The organism is Amycolatopsis sp. NPDC051045 (assembly GCF_040682955.1).
Lineage (GTDB): Bacteria > Actinomycetota > Actinomycetes > Mycobacteriales > Pseudonocardiaceae > Amycolatopsis.
Genome location: NZ_JBFBCC010000006.1, coordinates 346,150 through 364,607 on the forward strand (window position 1 = coordinate 346,150; position 18,458 = coordinate 364,607).

At 72.8% G+C, this 18,458-nt stretch carries 21 protein-coding genes and 1 pseudogene; 11 read left to right on the forward strand and 11 right to left on the reverse strand.

The window, feature by feature from the left end; translation table 11 throughout:
* Positions 1–16: 16 nt before the first annotated feature.
* The 3 genes and pseudogenes from AB0M80_RS17990 to AB0M80_RS18000 all read left to right on the forward strand — a co-directional run bounded on the left by AB0M80_RS17990 (position 17) and on the right by AB0M80_RS18000 (position 1,214).
* Positions 17–715 carry a trypsin-like serine protease gene (locus tag AB0M80_RS17990; protein WP_364565575.1) on the forward strand — a complete coding sequence of 233 codons (699 nt, stop codon included), beginning with the start codon at positions 17–19 and terminating at the stop codon, positions 713–715.
* Between the two features lie 56 nt (positions 716–771).
* Positions 772–948, forward strand: a pseudogene (locus AB0M80_RS17995) (DUF1905 domain-containing protein); the annotation flags it as partial.
* A gap of 179 nt (positions 949–1,127) precedes the next feature.
* On the forward strand, positions 1,128–1,214 hold the full coding sequence (locus AB0M80_RS18000; RefSeq protein ID WP_364565804.1) for a YdeI/OmpD-associated family protein: 87 nt from the start codon (positions 1,128–1,130) through the stop codon (positions 1,212–1,214).
* On the opposite strand, the gene AB0M80_RS18005 is transcribed toward AB0M80_RS18000, so the two are convergent.
* Complete coding sequence (locus AB0M80_RS18005) at positions 1,215–2,621, reverse strand: fatty acid--CoA ligase family protein (RefSeq protein ID WP_364565578.1); 1,407 nt, start codon at positions 2,619–2,621, stop codon at positions 1,215–1,217.
* Positions 2,622–2,653: 32 nt separating this feature from the next.
* Complete coding sequence (locus tag AB0M80_RS18010) at positions 2,654–3,637, reverse strand: hypothetical protein (protein ID WP_364565581.1); 984 nt, start codon at positions 3,635–3,637, stop codon at positions 2,654–2,656.
* Positions 3,638–3,855: 218 nt separating this feature from the next.
* Here AB0M80_RS18010 and AB0M80_RS18015 point away from each other — a divergent pair, with 218 nt between their 5' ends.
* The 6 genes from AB0M80_RS18015 to AB0M80_RS18040 all read left to right on the forward strand — a co-directional run bounded on the left by AB0M80_RS18015 (position 3,856) and on the right by AB0M80_RS18040 (position 7,957).
* Positions 3,856–4,200 carry a WXG100 family type VII secretion target gene (locus tag AB0M80_RS18015; protein ID WP_143264192.1) on the forward strand — a complete coding sequence of 115 codons (345 nt, stop codon included), beginning with the start codon at positions 3,856–3,858 and terminating at the stop codon, positions 4,198–4,200.
* 18 nt (positions 4,201–4,218) lie between these two features.
* Complete coding sequence (locus tag AB0M80_RS18020) at positions 4,219–4,521, forward strand: hypothetical protein (RefSeq protein WP_003057455.1); 303 nt, start codon at positions 4,219–4,221, stop codon at positions 4,519–4,521.
* Between the two features lie 101 nt (positions 4,522–4,622).
* Entirely contained in the window at positions 4,623–5,009 is a 387-nt protein-coding gene (locus AB0M80_RS18025; RefSeq protein ID WP_364565583.1) for a hypothetical protein, read from the forward strand.
* On the forward strand, positions 5,006–6,319 hold the full coding sequence (locus AB0M80_RS18030; protein WP_364565586.1) for a WXG100 family type VII secretion target: 1,314 nt from the start codon (positions 5,006–5,008) through the stop codon (positions 6,317–6,319). Before AB0M80_RS18025 ends, AB0M80_RS18030 begins: the two co-directional genes overlap by 4 nt.
* Before the next feature lie 13 nt (positions 6,320–6,332).
* Positions 6,333–7,604 carry an alpha/beta hydrolase gene (locus AB0M80_RS18035; protein WP_364565589.1) on the forward strand — a complete coding sequence of 424 codons (1,272 nt, stop codon included), beginning with the start codon at positions 6,333–6,335 and terminating at the stop codon, positions 7,602–7,604.
* Positions 7,601–7,957 carry a hypothetical protein gene (locus AB0M80_RS18040; RefSeq protein ID WP_364565591.1) on the forward strand — a complete coding sequence of 119 codons (357 nt, stop codon included), beginning with the start codon at positions 7,601–7,603 and terminating at the stop codon, positions 7,955–7,957. The genes AB0M80_RS18035 and AB0M80_RS18040 overlap by 4 nt, the downstream gene beginning before the upstream one ends.
* 256 nt (positions 7,958–8,213) lie before the next feature.
* Here AB0M80_RS18040 and AB0M80_RS18045 read toward each other — a convergent pair whose 3' ends face one another.
* The 4 genes from AB0M80_RS18045 to nadA all read right to left on the reverse strand — a co-directional run bounded on the left by AB0M80_RS18045 (position 8,214) and on the right by nadA (position 12,984).
* Positions 8,214–9,353: a S8 family serine peptidase gene (locus AB0M80_RS18045; protein ID WP_364565806.1), complete on the reverse strand. Its 1,140-nt coding sequence runs from the start codon at positions 9,351–9,353 to the stop codon at positions 8,214–8,216.
* Between the two features lie 87 nt (positions 9,354–9,440).
* A complete protein-coding gene (nadC, locus tag AB0M80_RS18050; RefSeq protein WP_364565593.1) occupies positions 9,441–10,334 on the reverse strand; it encodes a carboxylating nicotinate-nucleotide diphosphorylase in 894 nt (297 codons plus the stop codon).
* Positions 10,331–11,974 (reverse strand): L-aspartate oxidase, encoded by a 1,644-nt coding sequence (locus AB0M80_RS18055; protein ID WP_364565595.1) that lies wholly within the window; start codon positions 11,972–11,974, stop codon positions 10,331–10,333. The genes nadC and AB0M80_RS18055 overlap by 4 nt, the downstream gene beginning before the upstream one ends.
* The gene (gene nadA, locus AB0M80_RS18060; RefSeq protein ID WP_364565596.1) at positions 11,971–12,984 is read right to left on the reverse strand and encodes a quinolinate synthase NadA; all 1,014 of its coding nucleotides are present in this window, start codon (positions 12,982–12,984) and stop codon (positions 11,971–11,973) included. The genes AB0M80_RS18055 and nadA overlap by 4 nt, the downstream gene beginning before the upstream one ends.
* A gap of 111 nt (positions 12,985–13,095) precedes the next feature.
* Here nadA and AB0M80_RS18065 point away from each other — a divergent pair, with 111 nt between their 5' ends.
* Both AB0M80_RS18065 and AB0M80_RS18070 read left to right on the forward strand, forming a co-directional pair.
* A complete protein-coding gene (locus AB0M80_RS18065) occupies positions 13,096–13,728 on the forward strand; it encodes an NUDIX domain-containing protein (RefSeq protein ID WP_364565598.1) in 633 nt (210 codons plus the stop codon).
* 83 nt (positions 13,729–13,811) lie between these two features.
* On the forward strand, positions 13,812–14,528 hold the full coding sequence (locus tag AB0M80_RS18070; RefSeq protein ID WP_364565600.1) for an LON peptidase substrate-binding domain-containing protein: 717 nt from the start codon (positions 13,812–13,814) through the stop codon (positions 14,526–14,528).
* Between the two features lie 8 nt (positions 14,529–14,536).
* Here AB0M80_RS18070 and AB0M80_RS18075 read toward each other — a convergent pair whose 3' ends face one another.
* The 5 genes from AB0M80_RS18075 to bioD form a co-directional block, all read right to left on the reverse strand.
* On the reverse strand, positions 14,537–15,580 hold the full coding sequence (locus AB0M80_RS18075) for a M48 family metallopeptidase (protein WP_364565602.1): 1,044 nt from the start codon (positions 15,578–15,580) through the stop codon (positions 14,537–14,539).
* A 46-nt stretch (positions 15,581–15,626) separates the two neighbouring features.
* The gene (locus AB0M80_RS18080; protein ID WP_364565603.1) at positions 15,627–16,223 is read right to left on the reverse strand and encodes a DUF2567 domain-containing protein; all 597 of its coding nucleotides are present in this window, start codon (positions 16,221–16,223) and stop codon (positions 15,627–15,629) included.
* Positions 16,224–16,381: 158 nt separating this feature from the next.
* Positions 16,382–16,597, reverse strand: a complete 216-nt coding sequence (locus AB0M80_RS18085) for a hypothetical protein (RefSeq protein ID WP_364565605.1) — start codon at positions 16,595–16,597, stop codon at positions 16,382–16,384.
* Entirely contained in the window at positions 16,584–17,573 is a 990-nt protein-coding gene (gene bioB / locus AB0M80_RS18090) for a biotin synthase BioB (RefSeq protein WP_364565808.1), read from the reverse strand. The genes AB0M80_RS18085 and bioB overlap by 14 nt, the downstream gene beginning before the upstream one ends.
* A gap of 165 nt (positions 17,574–17,738) precedes the next feature.
* Positions 17,739–18,458, reverse strand: coding sequence for a dethiobiotin synthase (gene bioD / locus AB0M80_RS18095; RefSeq protein WP_364565811.1), 720 nt, complete (start codon positions 18,456–18,458; stop codon positions 17,739–17,741).

An 18,458-nucleotide genomic window follows, 5' to 3' on the forward strand; every position in this document is an offset into this window, starting at 1 on the left:
GGGCATTTTCATGCGAATGTCGAGGGCTGTAGCCGCGGTGGGAGCTGCCGCCGCGGCGCTGAGTCTGGTCTCAGCGGGGGTTGCGGACGCCCAGCAGGACATCATCGGCGGGAGCACGGTCTCCTCCGCGCCGTGGGGCGCCCAGATCTACTGGAACAACGTGACGACGTACGGCGGTTTCGAGTGCTCGGGGACGATCATCGCCCCGCAGTGGGTGCTCACCGCGCGGCACTGCCTGAACTCGCCGGGCATGCACGTCAAGGTCGGCAACGTGACGCTCCAGCAGGGCACCAACGCCAACGTCGACCAGCAGAAGGCGTCCCCGAACGGGGACATCGCGCTGCTGCACCTGGCGACGGCGGTCACCACCACCTACATGAAGCTCGGCACGGGCAATCCGCCGACCGGGTCGACCAACCAGATCTACGGCTGGGGCCGCACGCAGGGCAGCAGCCCGCCGTCGAGCACCCTCAAAACCGCCAACGTGCGCGTGACGGGCCTCAGCTCGGACGCCTACGGCGGCACGGCGATCGCCAGCCAGGGCGTCAACGGCTCGGCGTGGCACGGCGACTCGGGCGGCCCGCAGCTCTCCAACGGCGTCCAGGTCGGGGTGTGCTCCACGGGGAACAACTCCGGTTCGAACCCGCAGGGCACGCAGAACTACGCGAGCATCGCCTCGAGCCGCAGCTGGATCCGCACCACGACCGGCGTCTGACGGGACCACACCGCGTGCCGGCGGCCACGGCGGCCGGCACGCGGCACACTCGCTCCATGAAGTTCCGCACGAACGTGCTGCTCGGCGGCAAGATCGCGACCGGCCTGCCGGTGCCCGCCGACGTCGTCGAGGCGCTCGGCGCCGGCAAGAAGCCCGCGGTCACCGTGACGCTCGGCGGCCACACCTACCGCACGACGGTCGCGAGCCGCGGCGGGCAGTTCCTGGTGCCGCTCAGCGCGGAGAACCGAGGACGGGCCGGAGTCGCCGCCGGGGACGACGTCGAGGTCGAGATCGCCCTCGACACCGCGCCACGGGAACTCGACATCCCCGCCGACCTGGCGGAAGCGCTCGCCGCCGACGACACCGCACAGGCCCGGTTCGAAAGTCTTTCCTACACGCGAAACAGCGCTTCGTGCTGCCGATCGGCCAGGCGAAGACCGAGGAGACCCGGCAACGGCGCGTGGCCAAGGTGATCACCGACCTGCGCGCCGGGAAGTGACTAGTCCACAATAGACGCCCGCAGCGCCGCCTTGTCCGGTTTCCCCGACGGCGCCACCGGAACCGAGTCCACGAAGCTGAACCGCGCCGGGACCGCCGCCTCCCCCAGCTCGGCCGCCACCGCCTTGCGCACCTCGCCGAGGTCCGGCTCCCGCCCCGGCACCGGGACCAGGAACGCGTGCGCCGCCTCCCCCGTCAATGGGTCCGGCACCGCCACGACGTACGCCTGGTCGACGTCCGGGCACGCGGCCATCGCCCGCTCGATCGGCCCGGTGTAGTGGATGATCGCGTTCACGATCACGACGTCGCGCGCGCGGCCGGACAGGTGCAGGTAGCCGTCGGCGTCCACGAAACCGAGGTCCTGCGTGCGCACCCAGCCGTCGCGCAGCACCTCGGCGGAACCGGAAGGATCGCGCCAGTAGCCCGCGAACGCCGACGGCGTGCGCACCCACACCTCGCCGTCCCGCACGGAGATTTCCACCGTGTCGCAGGGCTTCCCGACCGAGCCGAGCCCCTCGTCGGCTCGGCAGATCGTCAGCATCCCGGTCTCGGTCTGCCCGTACGCGTGGTGCATCGCGGGCCCGATCCGCTCGGCCGCCTCGGCGAGTTGGTGCGGCGGCACCGGCGAACCGGCCACGATCAGCGTCCGCAGCGCACTCAAGTCGACGTCCGAGCCGCGCAGCACTTCAAGGATCCGGTGCAGCCGCGGCACCGTCGTCAGCGCCGCCGTGACGCGCAGCCGCGGCAACACCCACGGGAAGTCCGGCAGCCCGTCGGGGATCACCGCGGTGCCGCCCGCGAACAGGCACACCGCCAGCTGCTCGACCATCACCGCGCTGGCCAGCGACCCGAACAGCAGGTACCGCCCGAACCCCGCGCCCAGCCGCTCGTGGGCCGAGCCCGGCACCGGCGGCCGCCACACCCGGCCTTCGGTCAGCGCGCGATAGGGGTAGGCGACCCCTTTCGGGACGCCGGTGCTGCCGCTGGTGAACACGACCGTCGCGATGTCGCCGGGCTGTCCCTGCGGCACCGGCTCGGCGTACGCCGCCGACAGCAAGCGCCGCACCGACAGGACCGGCACCGCGGTTTCCACCGGCTCGTCGGCGACCAGCGCCGTGACGTCGCCGAGGATGTGCCGCAGCTGCGTCTCCGGCAGCCCGGAGCGCACCGCGACCGCACGGGCACCGAGCACGTGCACCGCCACCAGCGCCGCGAACCCCTCCGGCGTGACGGCGGTGGCGATCCCGACGCCGTCCCCCGGCCCCAGCCCGGCCGCCCGCAGGCCCGCGGTGAACCGGCCGATCAGCTCCCGCAGTTCGCCGCGGGTGGTGACCCGCGAGCCGTGTTCGAACGCGGGGACCTCCGGGGTGCGCGCCAGCTCGTCCAGCAGTGCCTGCGGGTGGACCATCTCGACTCACCTCTCGCCCGGGGCGTCCCGGTCTACCGGGCGGATCTCAGAATTTCGGCAGAGAAGACGCGGGGCTGCTCGCGCACCGACAGCGAGCCCGCGACGGCGACCGCCGCGACCAGGCCGGTGGCGGCGGCGAGGGTCAGGAAGTCGGGGTGCACGATCGACTGGCCGCGCTCGGCCTGCCAGGTGAGCAGCGCGATGAGGCCCGCGTAGCCCGCGCCCGCGGTCCGGACCAGCCGGCGGCGGACGACGTCGGACTCGAGCACGGGGTACCGGCGGGCCAGCAGGAGCAGCCCGAACGCGACCAGCGGCAGCACCTGCAGGGCGTGGATGCCGACGAAGTGCGGGATCCGCAGGTCCCCGCCGACGGTGCTCCAGCCGACCACCGGCAGCCCGGGCCCGCCGTCCTCCACGCCGACGGAGTGCGCGCCGAACGTCGAGAACTTGCCGTTCGCCTCGAGCACCGCCTGCTGCGCCGGCGAAGGCGAGAACATCAGGGTCGCGACGTACATCCCGACGACCGCCAGGGCCGCGCCCCAGCGCAACGCCGAGCTCAGGGCGCGGTCCGGCAGGCGCTGGAACAGCAGCAGGACGGCGACGGCCGCGGTCATCAGCCACGCCGTGTACGCGCCACCGGCGACGAGGTTGTTGATCGCGTCGTCGGCCGGGGTCGCCTGGTTGAAGTGCAGCGTGCGGCCGCGGAAGATCATCTGCCACACCAGCAGGACGAAGTCCATGCCGATGCCCGCGGCGAACACCGTGCCGAACCACCAGCCGGCGCGCCGGCCGCGGCGCACGTGCGTCAGCAGCCACGCCAGCGTCAGCGCATACATCCCGAACGAGAGCGAAAACTTGACCGGCTTGAGCCAGATCGGCGCGTTGACCAGCGTGCGATCATCGAAGAGGAGCCCGAGCAGCGAGATCGCGCACAGCACCCCCATCGCCCCGGCGAGCACCACCAGCGGACGGTGCCACGCGCGGAGCGTGACCAGCGGATTTCCCTTGTCTGCCATGGCCCCAAGCCTGGCGCCGGAGCGATCCAAGATCACTGGAGTGCGCCACCGTCCCGAGGTGGGGTGCGCCCTACCGCCGTCGACGTGGGTAATAGTGCCGTCAGCACGACCGGCAGTTGTGCCGTTTGACCACACAGGCCTTCTTTCTAGCGTGACTTTCACACCGCGCGGACCACCGCGCCAGGGGGAATTCGCTTCAGGAAGGAGGTGGCCCGTCGATGTCCAGTCCGGGATTCCAGGCAGATTCCGCTGCCATGACGCGCGCCGTCCAGGGTTTCGAGGAAACCGCGACGAACGCCAAGTCCACGATGGCCAGCTTGGAGTCCGAGCTGACCGAGGCCCTGCGCAACTACAAGGGTGACCAGGCCGTGGCCTTCTGGGACCTCCAGCGGCGGCTGCAGGAGAAGATGACCGCGGCGGTGAAGGAACTCGACACCATGTCGCAGCTCGTCCACACCAGCCACGCGAACTACGGCCGCGGCGACGCCGACGTCCACCAGAGCTTCCAGGGGGTCGGCAACACCCTCGAGGGCTCGGGCGTGCTCCCCCGCCTCAACCCCTGACCCGAGAGGACGCCCACCATGGCCGACGTCGTCGAAATCAACTTCGCCGCACTGCAGCACAGCTCGGCATCACTGGCCGCCAAGGCCAAGGCCCTCACCTCGCAGCTGGAGCAGCTGCACCAGAACCTGCAGCCGATCACCGCGACCTGGTACGCCTCCGGCAGCTCCGCCGGTGACGCCGCCCGCCAGGCCGAGACGCGCCTGCGCCAGGCCACCGCGGACATCGTCGCGATCATCGCGCAGTTCGGCGGCAAGGTCGGCGAGGCGCACGACCTCCAGCAGTCCCTGGAGAACCGCAACCAGGGGCTGTTCGCGGGCTGATCCGCGCCACGACGTCGGTCGGCCGGTGCGAGAAACCCCCCGCTCGCACCGGTCGACCGGCTTTCCCTTCCGCGTCCGTGCGACAAGAGAGCCGGGACCCGATGCACGACCAGTCGTACTACGTCCACCTGGAATCGCTGAAGGACTTCGTGCGGGAGCTGGAGACCCAGATCCACGCGATGGCGAAACCGAACGACTTCCTGCTCACCCTGGGCGAAGAGCCGCTGCTGTTCGGCGAATTCGGCGAGGCCGGGTCGCTGGCCGACGCCCACCGCGCCGCCGTCTCGGAGATGCAGGGCCTGCTCGACCAGGTCCGCAGCGCGATCGGGTTCGCCCAGGACGTCACCACCACGGTCGCCGACGGCTACCAGAACGCCGACCAGGCGGTGGCCGGGGACCTGCACGCTTCGGGCGCCGTCACCGGCCTGCTCGACCCGGTGCTCGGCCTGCTGGGCGCCGGTGATCCGGAGGGGAGCCGCAAGGGATGACGAACACCGCGCACACGAACTTCGCCGCGTACAGCCACCAGCAGCTGTACGCGATGCTCCAGGCCGGCGACCCGAACAGCGCGCGGCACGCCGCCGACAAGTGGAAGTCCGCCGCGCTGCACCTGCACGAGCAGGCCCACGACCTCAACGCCGAGCTGACGGACTTCAAGGAGCAGTGGACCGGCGGCGCGGCCGAGCAGTACCAGCGGATGATCATCGACCTCGCGAACGGCATCTCCAAGGTGGCGCAGACCGCGGAGGCGATGAACGTGATGCTCGGCGACGCCGCCGACGCGCTGGTGAAGGCCAAGAAGGAGATGCCGCCGCCGGTCGCGGTGCCGGACGTCGCCCCCGCCGACGTCGCGCTCGCGGTGAACCCGCCGCTGCTGCCGCCGGACGCCTCGCCCGCCGTCGTGCAGGCCGCGGCGCAGCAGCGTCAGCAGGCCATCGCGAACGTCGAGGCGCAGCAGGCCGCCGCGAACGCCGCGGGGTCCGCGCACGGTAAAGCGATCGTCGTCATGACGCAGCTCGCCGGGGAGTACACCGTCGCCGAGGAGTCGATCCCGGCCTCGCCGAACGCCGTGCCGACGCCGACGACCCCACCGGCCGGTGGGGGTGCGGGCAGCGCCGGGTCGCCGGGGCTCGTCGGCAACGGCGTCACCGGTCCCGGTGTGGTCGTCACGCCGACGGACGGGCACCCGCTGCCGTCGACCGGTGGCACGACGCCGCAGCCGGGAACCACCGTGCCGACGTCGAACCCGCTGTTCGGCGACATGTTCACCGCTGGGCTCGCCGCGGCCTCGGCCGCCGCGTTCGGCCGGTTCGGCTCGATCATGCCGAAGGTCCCGTCGTGGGCGACCGGCAAGGATCCCAAGGAGAAGAAGGAAGAGGCCGCCGGCACGAAGCTCGGCGGGGGCGGCGCCGGTGTCGAGGGCGGGTCCGGGGGCGGTATCCCGATCGGCGGGGGTGACGCGCCGTCGCTCGGCGGCGGTGGCGGCGGTGTCCCGATCGGCGGCGGTGGGCTCACCGGCCCCGGCGAGGTCCCGGCGGCGCATTCCGGTTTGGCCGGCGACGGCGGCGCGGGCAACGCGCTGAGCGGGCTCGCCGGCGGCGCGGCCGGGGCCGCGGGCGCGGCGGCCGCCAAGGGCGCGATGCCGATGATGCCGATGATGCCGATGGGCATGGGCGGCGGCGGTGACATGGGGTCCGGGCGGCGGATCCCGGCGTGGCTGGTGGAGACGGAGAACGTCTGGGGCCAGTCGGCTCCGGTCGCGCCGCCGGTGATCGGCGAAGAGCCCGACGTCTACTGAGGGGAGTGGCCCGGTGACGGCTGCTGGATACCGCGTGGCTCCCGCCCGCCTCGACACGGTGGCCGGCGAATCCGGCTCCCGCGCCGAGGCGCTTTCCACGGCGCAGTCCGCGGTGGACGGCGAGAAGGTGCCCGCCACCGCGTTCGGTCAGGTCAGCGCGTCGGCCGCCGCGGCCAAGACGTTCGAGAAGACCATGACGGAGCTGGGCGGGAAGCTCGGCTCGCACGTGACACGGCTCCGGACGATCCAAAGTGGACTCACCGCGTCGGCCGCGGGGTACCGGCGGGCGGACGCGCAGGTCGCCGCGATGTACCGGGCGCTGCTGCCGGAGGACCCCCTGCCCCGTGCCGGGAACCCGGCCGGGATCGGCGGCGCCGCCGACACCGGTGCGTGGGCGCCCGCGATCGCGGGCAACCGCGGGAAGGTCGCCGACGCGCTGACCGCCGAGCGGTCCCGGCTGGCTGCTTTGACGGACGGCGACGAGATCGCGCGGTCCCGCGCGCGGATCAAGCTGTACGAGGACATCCTCGCGAACGACCGGCAGATCCTGAAGTTCGACCCGGCTGGCAACGGGCGGATCGTCGAGCTCGTCGGGCACATCGAGCCGGGAACGCGGAACGTCGGGCTGTTCGTGCCCGGCGTCAACACGCAGATGGCGAACTTCGACGCCTACGCCGGTCTCGGGCGCAGCCTGGTGGCCGCGGACCCGGCCGGACGCACGGCGGTGGTCGTCTGGGCCGACGGGGTGTTCCCGCAGAACCCGGTGGCGCAGGGGCCGGACGCGGGTTACGCGCAGACGATGGCGCCGGACCTGAAGAACTTCGCCGACGACCTGCGTGGCGAGATCGCGAGCCACGCGGGTTCCGACGTCACGCTGACGGCGATCGGGCACAGCTACGGCGGCGCGACGGTCGGGCTCGCCGAGACGCACGGCCTCGACGTCGACCGCGTCCTGCACGTCGAGTCGGCCGGCATGGGACACGGCGTGTGGTCGCCGGCCGACCTGCCGCCGAGCCAGGCCGGCATCCAGCGGTTCTCGATGACGGCGCCGCTCGACCCCATCGTGCTCGCGCAGGGCAACGCGTGGGGCCTGGAGTGGACCGGCATCGGGCACGGCGCGGACCCGGACGTCTTCCCCGGCGTCACGGAGCTGGAGACCGGTCACGACGCCGCCGGTTCTCCGCTGTGGGGGGTCTCGTCGCACAACGACGTGCTGAAGCCGGGCTCGGAATCGTGGACGAACATCTACCGCGTGCTCACCGGTGGTGGGAGTGTGCAGCCATGACCCCCGAACTGAACCGCCTGGCGGGCGAGCTGACCTCGGTGATCGACGACGTCGCGGCGGCCTTCGGCGTGCCGGCGGACCGCACGGTCGACGGCGAGCTCGACTGCGACCCGACCCGGCCGGGGCACGTGCTGTGCTGGCAGTACGGGGTCCGCGTGGAGCACCCGGCCGAGCCGGAACGCCGTCTGTCCGAGGTGGTCCTCCCGGCACTGCGGCACCACGGCTGGGAGTCCCACGACCGCAGCACGCCCCGCGAGCTGATCACCCGCTTCACCCGGGAAGGCGCGGACTTCACGGTGCACGTGGCCAGGGCGGTCACCATCATCGGCTCAACCCGCCCGGTCCCCGCCTGACCGACTTCCGCCCCCAATCACGCGAGTCCCGCCTCCAATCACGCGAGTCCCGCCTCCAATCACGCGAGTCCCGCCTCCAATCACACGAGTCCCGCCTCCAATCACGCGACTTCCGCCTCCAATCACGCGAGTCCCGCCTCCAATCACGCGAGTTCCGGCGAACCGACCCTCCGGGTACGCGAGTTCGCCGTCCCGGTACACCGAACTCGCGTGATCCGACACGTCATTCGCGTGATTGGGGACGGATCTCGCGTGGTTACGGGGTGAAGCGGGTGGGGCGCCAGCCTCGGCGGCGGGCGCGGCGGACCGCCGCCACGGCCACGCCGGCGGCCGCGGCCAAGGCGACCCCGGCCAGGGCGATCGTGCCTGCCGCGACGTCCGGCGGACGGGACGTGGGGGCGGCGGCCGGGACCACCGCCGGAGCCGAGGACGGCGAAGGAACGGAGCCGGGCGGGGCGACGTCGGCCGGGAGGGTCGAAGACACCGCCGCGTAGGCGTCCAGGACTCCCCAGCCCAGACGCGGGTCGTGGCCACCCGAAGGCGGGCGGTGGGCGGTGAGCGTGAGCCGGGTGACGACCTGGTCGCCGGTCAGCTCGGGGTGGTAGGCCCGCACCAGCGCCGCGACCCCGGCGACGTACGCCGCCGCGAGGCCCGGGTCGGTCACCGGCCAGCGGTGCGCGACCGCGCCGCCCGCTCCGGCCGACGTGCTGACCAGCTCCGCGCCGGGCGCGGCGACGCCGACGTGGTCCCCCGCTTCGGTCTGCACCGGCTCGCCCGCGGCGTTCACCGAGCTGACGGCCAGGACCCCGGACGTCGCCGTCGGGTACGTCCGCGCGCCCTGCTGGGTCGCCGACGCCGCCGAGACGACCACCGCGCCTTCCGAGCGCGCCCGCGAAACCGCCGACGACAACGCGGGACTGTCGAACGCCACGGGCACGGCCACCAGGATGACGCCCGCGTGCCGGTCCACGGCCGTGTCGATCGCCTCGGCGAGCGCGCCCGGGTCACCACCGTCGGCCGAGGTGTACCGGATCGGCAGCAGGTGCGCGCCGGGCGCGACCCCGGCGAACGTCGTCGACGGATCCGGTTGCGCGCCGACGATCCCGGCCGCGATCGTGCCGCGGCCGTCGCAATCGGTCCGTTCGGTGCCGGCGCCGCCTTCGAGCTGTCCGGGCGCGAACTGCGTGTTCTGCCCGTCGACGCCGGTGCCGAGCACGGCCACCAGCTGGCCGTCCCCCCGCGTCAGCGGCCACAGCCGCGCCGGGTCCACCAGACGCTGGCCCCACGGGACTTCGCCGGCGTAGGTACCGGACGGGTTCGCACACTGGCCCTGGGCGAAAGCGAGCGGCGCGCCGGACACGCCGGTGACCGCCACCAGGCCCGCCGCCGCGAGCACCGCCGGTAACCGCACCCGAACCCCCGAACCGAAAGACGGTGGCGGAAAAGGACTTCCGCCACCGTCAGTCTAGCCGGGAAGAGCCGTTCAGCGAAGGTCCATGCCCAGATCCAACGCGGGTGACGAGTGGGTCAGCCCACCCACCGACAGATAGTCCACACCGGACTCGGCGTAGGCCCTACCACGGTCGAGGGTGAGGCCACCAGAGGATTCCAGCCGCGTCTTGGGGGAAACCTCGTCGCGGCGGACGACGGCCCGCCGGCACTCCTCCGGGCTGAAGTTGTCCAGCAGCACCTCGTCCGCGGACGCCGCCAAGGCCTCCTCCAGCTGCGAAAGCGAGTCGACCTCCACCTCGCACGGCAGTTCCGGCGCGTGCGCACGGGCCGCGGCCAGCGCCGCGGTCACCGAACCCGCGGCGACGACGTGGTTGTCCTTGATCAGCACCGCGTCGCCGAGGCCCAGCCGGTGGTTGGCCCCGCCGCCGCAGCGGACGGCGTACTTCTGCAGCAGCCGCAGCCCCGGCAACGTCTTGCGTGAGTCCCGGATCGCGCAGCCGGTACCGTCCACTTCGGACACCCAGGCGGCGGTCGCGGTGGCGACGCCGGAGAGGTGGCACAGCAGGTTCAGCGCCGTGCGCTCGGCGGTGAGCAGCCCGCGGACCGGCCCGCGCAGCACCAGCGCGGGTTCCCCCGCGACCAGCCGATCACCGTCCTCGCGCCGGGCCAGGACCTCGTAGTCCGGGCCCAGCACCACGTCGAACACCGCGAGCGCCACCGGCAGCCCGGCGACCACGCCGTCGACGCGCGGGGTCAGCTCGGCGACCGAGGTCGCCGCCGCAGGCACCGTCGACGCCGTCGTCGCGTCCGGCCCGTACCGCAGGTCCTCGCCCAGCGCCGTGGTGACCACGCGCTCGACGTCGGCGACGTCCAGCCCGGCCGCGGCGATCAGGCGGCGGACGGGTTCGGAGATCGGGAACGTCATGCCACGCCCTCCAGGGGGATCGGGTCGGCCAGCACCGGCTGGCCGGACGGGCTGAGCCGGATGTGCTGGCTGCGCCGCCAGCCGTCGTCGCGCGACGGGAAGTCGGACCGCACGTGGCAGCCGCGGGACTCGGTGCGCCGGACGGCCGCGGCGAGCAACGCCTGCGCCACCACGGTCAGCGCCGCGTCCTCGACCGCCGCGTGCGTCCACAACGGAGTGTCCGAAAGCGACAGATCCACGGCGGACCCGGCCGCCGCGAGACCGTCGGCGTCCCGGCCGATGGCCGCGTACCGGCTCATCACGCGCTGCAGGGAATCGCGTTCGGCCGCCGGAGCGGTCGCCCGCGACGGCAGCCGGCCGCGCGCGGGATCGGCCAGCAGCCCGGCCGCGAGGTCCGCCGCGACGGCCTCCGCGACACGCTGCCCGACGACCAGGCCCTCGAGCAAGCTGTTGGAGGCCAGCCGGTTCGCACCGTGCAGCCCGGTCCGCGCGACCTCGCCGGCGGCGTAGAGCCCGGGCACCGACGAGCGTCCGTCCGCAGTGGTCACCACGCCGCCGCACGAGAAGTGCGCCGCCGGGGTCACCGGAATCGGGTCCACGGTGGGGTCGAGGCCCAGCGCCCCGCACGCCGCGAACACCGTCGGGAACCGCTGCGCGAACCCCGCGATCCCGGTCGCGTCGAGGAAAACGTGGTCGTCGACGCCACCGGGCGCCGTCGCCATCCGGCGCGTGATCGCCGCCGAAACGACGTCACGCGGCGCGAGGTCGCCGAGCGGGTGCACGCCCCGCATCACCGGCAGGCCGGCGCCGTCGATCAGCGTCGCGCCTTCGCCGCGCACCGCCTCGGTGACCAAGGGGCAGCGTCCCCGCGCGCCCGGGGTGTAGAGGACGGTCGGGTGGAACTGGACGAACTCGATGTCCGCCACGGTCGCCCCGGCCCGCAGCGCGAGCGCGAGGCCGTCGCCGGTGGCGATCTCCGGGTTCGACGTGGCCTGGTAGAGCTGCCCGATCCCGCCGCTGGCCACCAGCACGGCCGAAGCGCGGACGACGCCGGGCACGCCGTGGCGGTCCAGCACCGTCACCCCGGCGACCCGCCCGCCCGGCGTGCGCAGCGCGTCGACGGCGATGTGGTGCTCCAGCACCGGCACCCCCGCCTGCCCGGCCTGCGCGACCAGGGCGCGTTCGACCTCGGCGCCGGTCGCGTCGCCGCCCGCGTGGATCACGCGGAACGCGCTGTGCCCGCCCTCGCGGGCCCGCGCGAGCATGCCGTTCCCCGAAGCGTCGAACTTCGCGCCGTCCGCCCGCAGCCGGGCGACCGCGGCCGGGCCGCCGTCGAGGATCGAGCGCGCGGCCACCTCGTCGACCAGCCCGGCGCCCGCGGTGAAGGTGTCTTCCGCGTGTTTCGCGACGGAGTCGTCCAGGTCGTGCTCGTTTTCCAGGACCACGGCGACGCCGCCCTGGGCCCAGCGCGTGTTGCCGTCCGCGACGGCCGCCTTGGTGATCACCAGGACGTGCAGCCCGAGAGCCTGCGCGCGCAGCGCCGCGGTCAGGCCCGCGACCCCGCTGCCGATCACGACGAGGTCGGCGCGGGCCTCCCAGACGGGGGTTTTCGCCTGAGGGGCAGCAACCGGCGGGGTCATTCGCCGCCGCCGGGCTGCCCGATCTCGATCATCCGCTGCACCGAAGCCCGCGCGCGAGCGGCCGTCTCGACGTCGACGTGGACTTCGTCGAGCCCGTCACGCAGGCAGCGCAGCAGCGCGGCGGGGGTGATCATCTTCATGTACCGGCAGGACGCGCGGTCGTTCACCGCGCGGAAGTCGATGCCCGGCGCGGCCTTGCGGAGCTGGTGGATCATGCCGATCTCGGTGGCCACCAGCACGGTCTTGGCCTTGGTGTCCCGGGCCTCGTGGACCATGTCCCCGGTCGAGAGGATCTTGACCCGCTCCGGCGCCACGGCACCTTCGCCGGCCAGGTAGAGCGCCGAGGTCGCGCAGCCGCACTCGGGGTGGATGAACAGGTCGGCGTCCGGGGCCTCGGCCGCGCGCTCGGCCAGCTCGGCGCCGTTGATGCCGGCGTGGACGTGGCATTCCCCGGCCCAGATGTGGATGTTGTCCCGGCCGGTCACGCGCTTGACGTGCGCGCCGAGGAACTGGTCGGGCAGGAAGAGAACTTCCTGGTCAGCGGGGATGGACGCGACGACGTCGACCGCGTTGGACGACGTGCAGCAGATGTCGGTCTCGGCCTTCACCTCGGCCGTGGTGTTGACGTAGGAGACGACCACCGCGCCCGGGTGCTCGGCCTTCCAGGCGCGCAGCTGCTCGCCGGTGATCGAGTCGGCCAGCGAGCAGCCGGCCCGCGCGTCCGGGATCAGGACGGTCTTCTCCGGCGAGAGGATCTTCGCGGTCTCGGCCATGAAGTGCACGCCGCAGAAGACGATGGTGGACGCGTCGCTGCTCGCGGCGATGCGGCTGAGCGCGAGCGAGTCGCCGGTGTGGTCGGCGATGTCCTGGATCTCCGGGACCTGGTAGTTGTGCGCGAGCAGGACCGCGTCGCGCTGCTTGGCCAGGCGCCGCACCTCCTCGGCCCAGGCCGCGTTCGCCTCGACCCCGCCGAACGGGATGAGACCTTCCGGAACGAACGTGGTGGTCATCGGGCCCTCCTGGACCTGTCTCCGGTTTTCGCCTTATAATCGAAAACCGTGCGAAGTCATCTTAACACCCAGGCCCCCCTGGCCCACGAGGTTTTGGGAGCGGTCCTTCAAGTGCGCTCGGACACACTGCGGGTCCTGCTGTGGCGGCGCGCGCTCGACCCGCACCTCGGCCGCTGGTCGCTGCCGGGCGGCCGGCTGCGGCCCGACGAAGACGTCGAGACGTCGATCCGGCGCCAGCTCGCCGAGAAGGTCGACGTCCGCCAGCTCAAGCACGTCGAGCAGCTCGCGGTGTTCAGCGACCCGGACCGCGTCCCGGGACCGCGCGTGGTGGCGACCGCGTTCCTCGGCCTGGTTCCCTCCGACGTCGACCCCGAGGTACCCGAAGACACCGAGTGGCACGACGTCGCGAAGCTGCCGCGCACGGCGTTCGACCACGAGGCGATCGTGCTGCGCGCCCGGGACCGGCTGCGGTCGAAACTCTGCTACACCAACCTCGGGTTCGCCCTCGCACCCGAGGAGTTCACGATTTCCGCGCTGCGCGGCCTGTACTCGGCGGCGCTGGGCTACCGCGTGTCGGCGACCAACCTGCAGCGGGTGCTTTCCCGGCGCGGCCTGCTGCTCCCCACCGGGCACACGGCACCGCCGGGCCGGGCGGGCGGGCGGCCCGCGGCCCTGTTCTCCTTCGCCGGCAAAGGCATGCAGATCACCGATCCGTTCGCGGTGTTCCGGCCGCCCAACCGGTGACCGCGATATTCCGGGGGTCCGGGCGGCGGGGCCCCGGTTGTCACCGCACTGCGGCGAGGGCGTTCTCCCCTTACGGTGGACGCGTGACCGAGCCGGAATCGGAAAGTGACGCGAGGACGACGATCCTGCCGTTGTTCCCGCTTCAAACCGTGCTGCTGCCCGGCACCAAGCTTCCGCTGCACATCTTCGAACCGCGGTACCGGCAGCTGACGTCGGACCTGGTGACCGGCACCGTGCCGGGCCGCGAGTTCGGCGTGGTCGCCTTGCGGTCGTCGCTGACCCGTGAGGTTCGTGGTCTGGACCAGTTGTACGAGATCGGCTGCAGCACGGTGCTGCGCGAGGCGAAACGCCTGCCGGACGGCCGCTTCGACGTCGTGACGGAGGCCCAGCGCCGCTTCCGGCTGCGCGACCTCGACTGCGTTTCGGCGCCGTACCTGATCGCGTCGGTGGAGTGGGTCGACGACGACCCGGTGGTCCCGGCCGGCGGCATGGCCGAGCGCCTCGCGACGGTCGCGCGCGCGGCGCACCAGCGCTACTGCGAAACGGCGTGGCGCAGCGACGACTGGCACGCCCCGGAGCCGGACACCACGAGTGCCGAACTCGCCTACGCGCTGGCCGCGGACTGCCTGCTCCCGCTGGAAGACCGTCAGCGGCTCCTGGAGGAGCGCCACCCGCTGCGCCGCCTCCGCATCGCCTGCCGCCTGCTGACGCGGGAAGCGGGCTTCCTGAAGACCCTGGGCGCGGTGCCGGTGCCGCCGGGCGAACTGACCGACCTCAGCCGCCCCGCCAGCCTGAACTGACCGCCGGCTCAGCTCCTGTCGCCGGCATCGTTCCCGTTGTTGCCGAACTTGTTCCACACCTTGCCCGCCGCGCCGGAAACCGCTTCACCGACGTCGCTGAACACCTTCGTCAGCGGGTCCGCCGAGGCGCTCCACGAGTCCTTGTACGACTTGGCCGCCGACTTCAGGTCGTCCTTCCAGTCCGACGTCGGGGTGTCGTCGTCGCGGCGCGGGTAGTCGCCCGCCAGGATCGCGCGGTACTCCTCCGACGCCGCCCACCTCTGCAGCTGCGCCGCGCGGACCACCGCGAACGGGTGCGTCTCCGTCTCGACGAACTTCAGCTTCAGGAAACTGTCGCGGATGTCCTCGACGGACTCGTACTCGGTCGCCTGCTGCAGGAACGACGGGACGTCGATGCGTGCCGGGTCGAGGCCGCCCGCGACCTGGATCTGGGCGCGCAGCGCCGCCGTCGGGTCCTGGCCGCACAGCAGCCCGGCGCGGTCGCACGACAGCTCGGCCTTGCGGTACCACTCGCGCAGCGCCGCGATGATCGCCCGGATGCCGAGCGCGCTGACCGGCGTCCAGGACACCGCCGACTGCAGGCCGATCAGCCGCACCATGATCGTGCGGTACACCGTGTGCCCGGACAGCACGTGCCCCATCTCGTGCCCGAGCACGAACCGCAGCGACTCGTGGCTCATCAGCTCGACGAGCCCGGTGCTGACCCGGATGAACGGCTCGTCCATGCCGACCGCCGACGCCTGGATGCGCGGATCCTGGTAGACGAACACGTTGGGCACCGCGGGCAGGTCGAGCGTCTCGGCGCATTCGTGGCGCAGCCGGTCGAGTTCCGGGTACTGCTTCGGCCCCACGCGGATCGACGACGCGAGCGCCATCAGCCGCTCGCCGCGCTCGTTGTAGAAGCCCGAAACGGCCTTGACGACCTGGGCGAAACCAGGCACCGCGCGCAGCGTGGCGAGCGCGCCACGGTCCACCGGGTGCTCGTACGCGCGTGGGCTGATGCCGGGAAAGCGGACGGCGTTGTGCCGCGAAACTTCGATGTCCTCGGTCACTGCTGGAACCCCCTGTAGTCGAGGTCGCCAGCCTAGGGCAAATCGGTCAGCCGAGGCGGCGGCCCAGATCGTCGCGGCCGTTCCAGGTGACGAGCAGGCTGTAGGCCACCGACACGCCGAGCGGGCCGGTGAGCAGCACCCACCACGACTCCAGGCGCGGTGCCAGCTCGATCACCGAGCCGAGCGCGGGTGGATCGGCGATGGCGTAGTGGCTGTTCGCCCAGCCGACGCCGAGCAGCATGGCGAGCGCACCGGCGAGCGCGACGCCGAGCACCGCGGCGAGGAACACCACCGGCCCGCGCCGTTCGCGCAGCAGCCAGACGACGACGCCGACGACGATCCCCAGCCCGAGGGTGAGGAACCCGAAGACCGCCAGGTCGTCGAAGCGGTGCCAGCTCTCCAGTTCCAGGGCCCCCTGGGTGCCGTCGGGGGCGACGATGCGCACCCGCTCCGGCGGCGCGAGCCGCGACCACGCGAAGGCGAGGGGGAAGCTCAGCAGGCTGAGGGTGCCGAGCACGCTGACGGCGGGCAGCAGGTCGGCCTTGACGACCACCCGCGGCCGCCGCTCCCGGAACAGCACGGGCACCGACCACGGACCGGCCACGGCCGACGGCCGGTGCGCGGGCCCCGACGACTCACTCACCCGGACTCCCTCCTGCTGCACGTTGCCACCGAGGGTAACCGGTCGGTGCGGGGGTGGGGCGAGCCGCGGCCCGTGTCACCCGCGCGGGCGGTTGTGAACGATCCGGTTCGTTACACCACCCCGTCCCCCGTCCCCCGTCCCCCGTCCCCCGTCGCCCGTCAGCCGCTCGCCGTCTCGCCGTGGCGGCTGCAGCGGGCCGTCCAGCCGAGGGGGCTCACCTGGACCACCAGCCGGCGCGCGCAGAACGTGCAGTACCGCGGCGGCTCCAGCGCCGTCCTCGGGTTGTGGCACGCCGGGTGGTCCGCCCCACCCGGCGACTCCTGTCCACAGTGGACGCAGTAGGACGCGGAAAGCGAAGCGTCAGAGGCTGTCACTGAGGGCCTTGATGGGCATCTTGAGCTCGTCCAGCATCTCGAGGTCCGCCGAAGCCGGGCGGCCCAGGTTGGTCAGGTAGTTGCCGACGATGATCGCGTTGATGCCGCCGAGCATGCCCTGCTCCGCGCCGAGGTCCCCCAGCGTGAGCTCGCGGCCGCCGGCGAAGCGCAGCATCGTGCGCGGCATCGCGAGCCGGAACGCCGCGACCGTCCGCAGGGCATCGCGCCCCTCGACGATCTCGTAGTTCTCGTACGGCGTGCCCGGCTGCGGGATCAGGAAGTTCATCGGCACCTCGTGCGGGTTCAGCTCGGCCAGCTGCACGGCGAACTCCGCGCGCTGCTCGACCGTCTCCCCCATGCCGATGATGCCGCCGCAGCAGACCTCCATGCCCGCCTCGGCCACCATCCGCAGCGTGTCCCAGCGCTCTTCCCACGTGTGCGTCGTGACCACCGAGGGGAAGTGCGAGCGGGCCGTCTCGAGGTTGTGGTTGTAGCGGTGCACGCCCATCTCGACGAGCTCGTCGACCTGTTCCTGCGTCAGCATGCCGAGCGAGCAGGCGATCTGGATGTCGTTGCCGTCCGCGCGGATCGCCTTCACGCCCTCGCGGACCTGCGAGAGCAGCCGCTGGTCCGGGCCGCGGACCGCGGCGACGATGCAGAACTCCGTCGCGCCGGTTTCGGCGGTCTGCCGGGCGGCCTTGACCAGGTTCGGGATGTCGAGCCACGCCGAGCGCACCGGCGTCGGGAAGCGGCCGGACTGGGAGCAGAAGTGGCAGTCCTCGGGGCAGCCGCCGGTCTTGAGGCTGATGATGCCCTCGACCTCGACCTCCGGCCCGCACCAGCGCATCCGCACCTCGTGCGCCAGGGCGAGGAGGTCGGGCAGCCGGTCGTCGGGCAGCCGGAGCACGTCGAGGACCTGCTGCTGCCCGAGGCCGACGCCGTTTTCGAGGACCTGCTCGCGCGCGAGGGCGAGCAGGTCTTTCGGGGGCTCCGGGTGGCGGAGCCCCCGGCCCGGGGCGGAGCCCCGGCTGTCACTGACGTCGGTGTCCGGGACTGCGGTCACGGCGGCTCCTTGATCGAGGTGGTGCGGAAAGCGTCCCTCATCGTGCACGAAGGTGCCTCAAGGGGACAGCGACGCAGGTCACTTCCCGGCGGAAGCGCATCCCGCGAACAGCTCCGGGTCGAATTCGCCGCCGAACCACGGCGAGAGCCCGGCCCGCGCCGCGGCCAGGAACTCTTCGCGGGAGGCCCGGCCGAGGCCGGCGGGGAGGGCGCCGAGCAGGGGCGCGCCCGCCGCGACCGGCAGGTCTTCGAGGTTGGACAGCGCCGCGAGGTCCGGTTCGGCCGGCCAGGCACCGATGATCACGCCGGCGACGGTCAGCCCGCGCTTGGTGGCGACCTCGGCGGTGAGGGCGGTCGCGTTGAGCGTTCCGAGGCCGGCTTCGGCGACGATGATCACGAGCGAGCCGAGCGACCAGGCGACGTCGGCGAGGCTCGCGCCGGTGCGGTCGAAGCGCACCAGCAGCCCGCCCGCGCCCTCGATCAGGGTGAGGTCGTGTGCGGTGTCGAGGTCGGACGCGGCCTGCGCGATCTCGCCGGGGTCGAGCGCCGGCAGCCCGCTGCGGCGGGCCGCGGCCTCCGGCGACAGCGGATCCGGGTAGCGGCGCAGCTCGCGCGTCGTGACGTCCGTCCCGGCGAGGCGGACGACGTCTTGGAGGTCACCGGGCTCGTCGGGACGCACCCCGGTCTGGGCCGGTTTCAGCACGGCCACCCGCTGTCCACCGGCCGCCGCCACGGCCGCGATCGCCGCCGTGGTGATCGTCTTGCCGACCCCGGTCCCGGTCCCCGTCATCACCAGCAT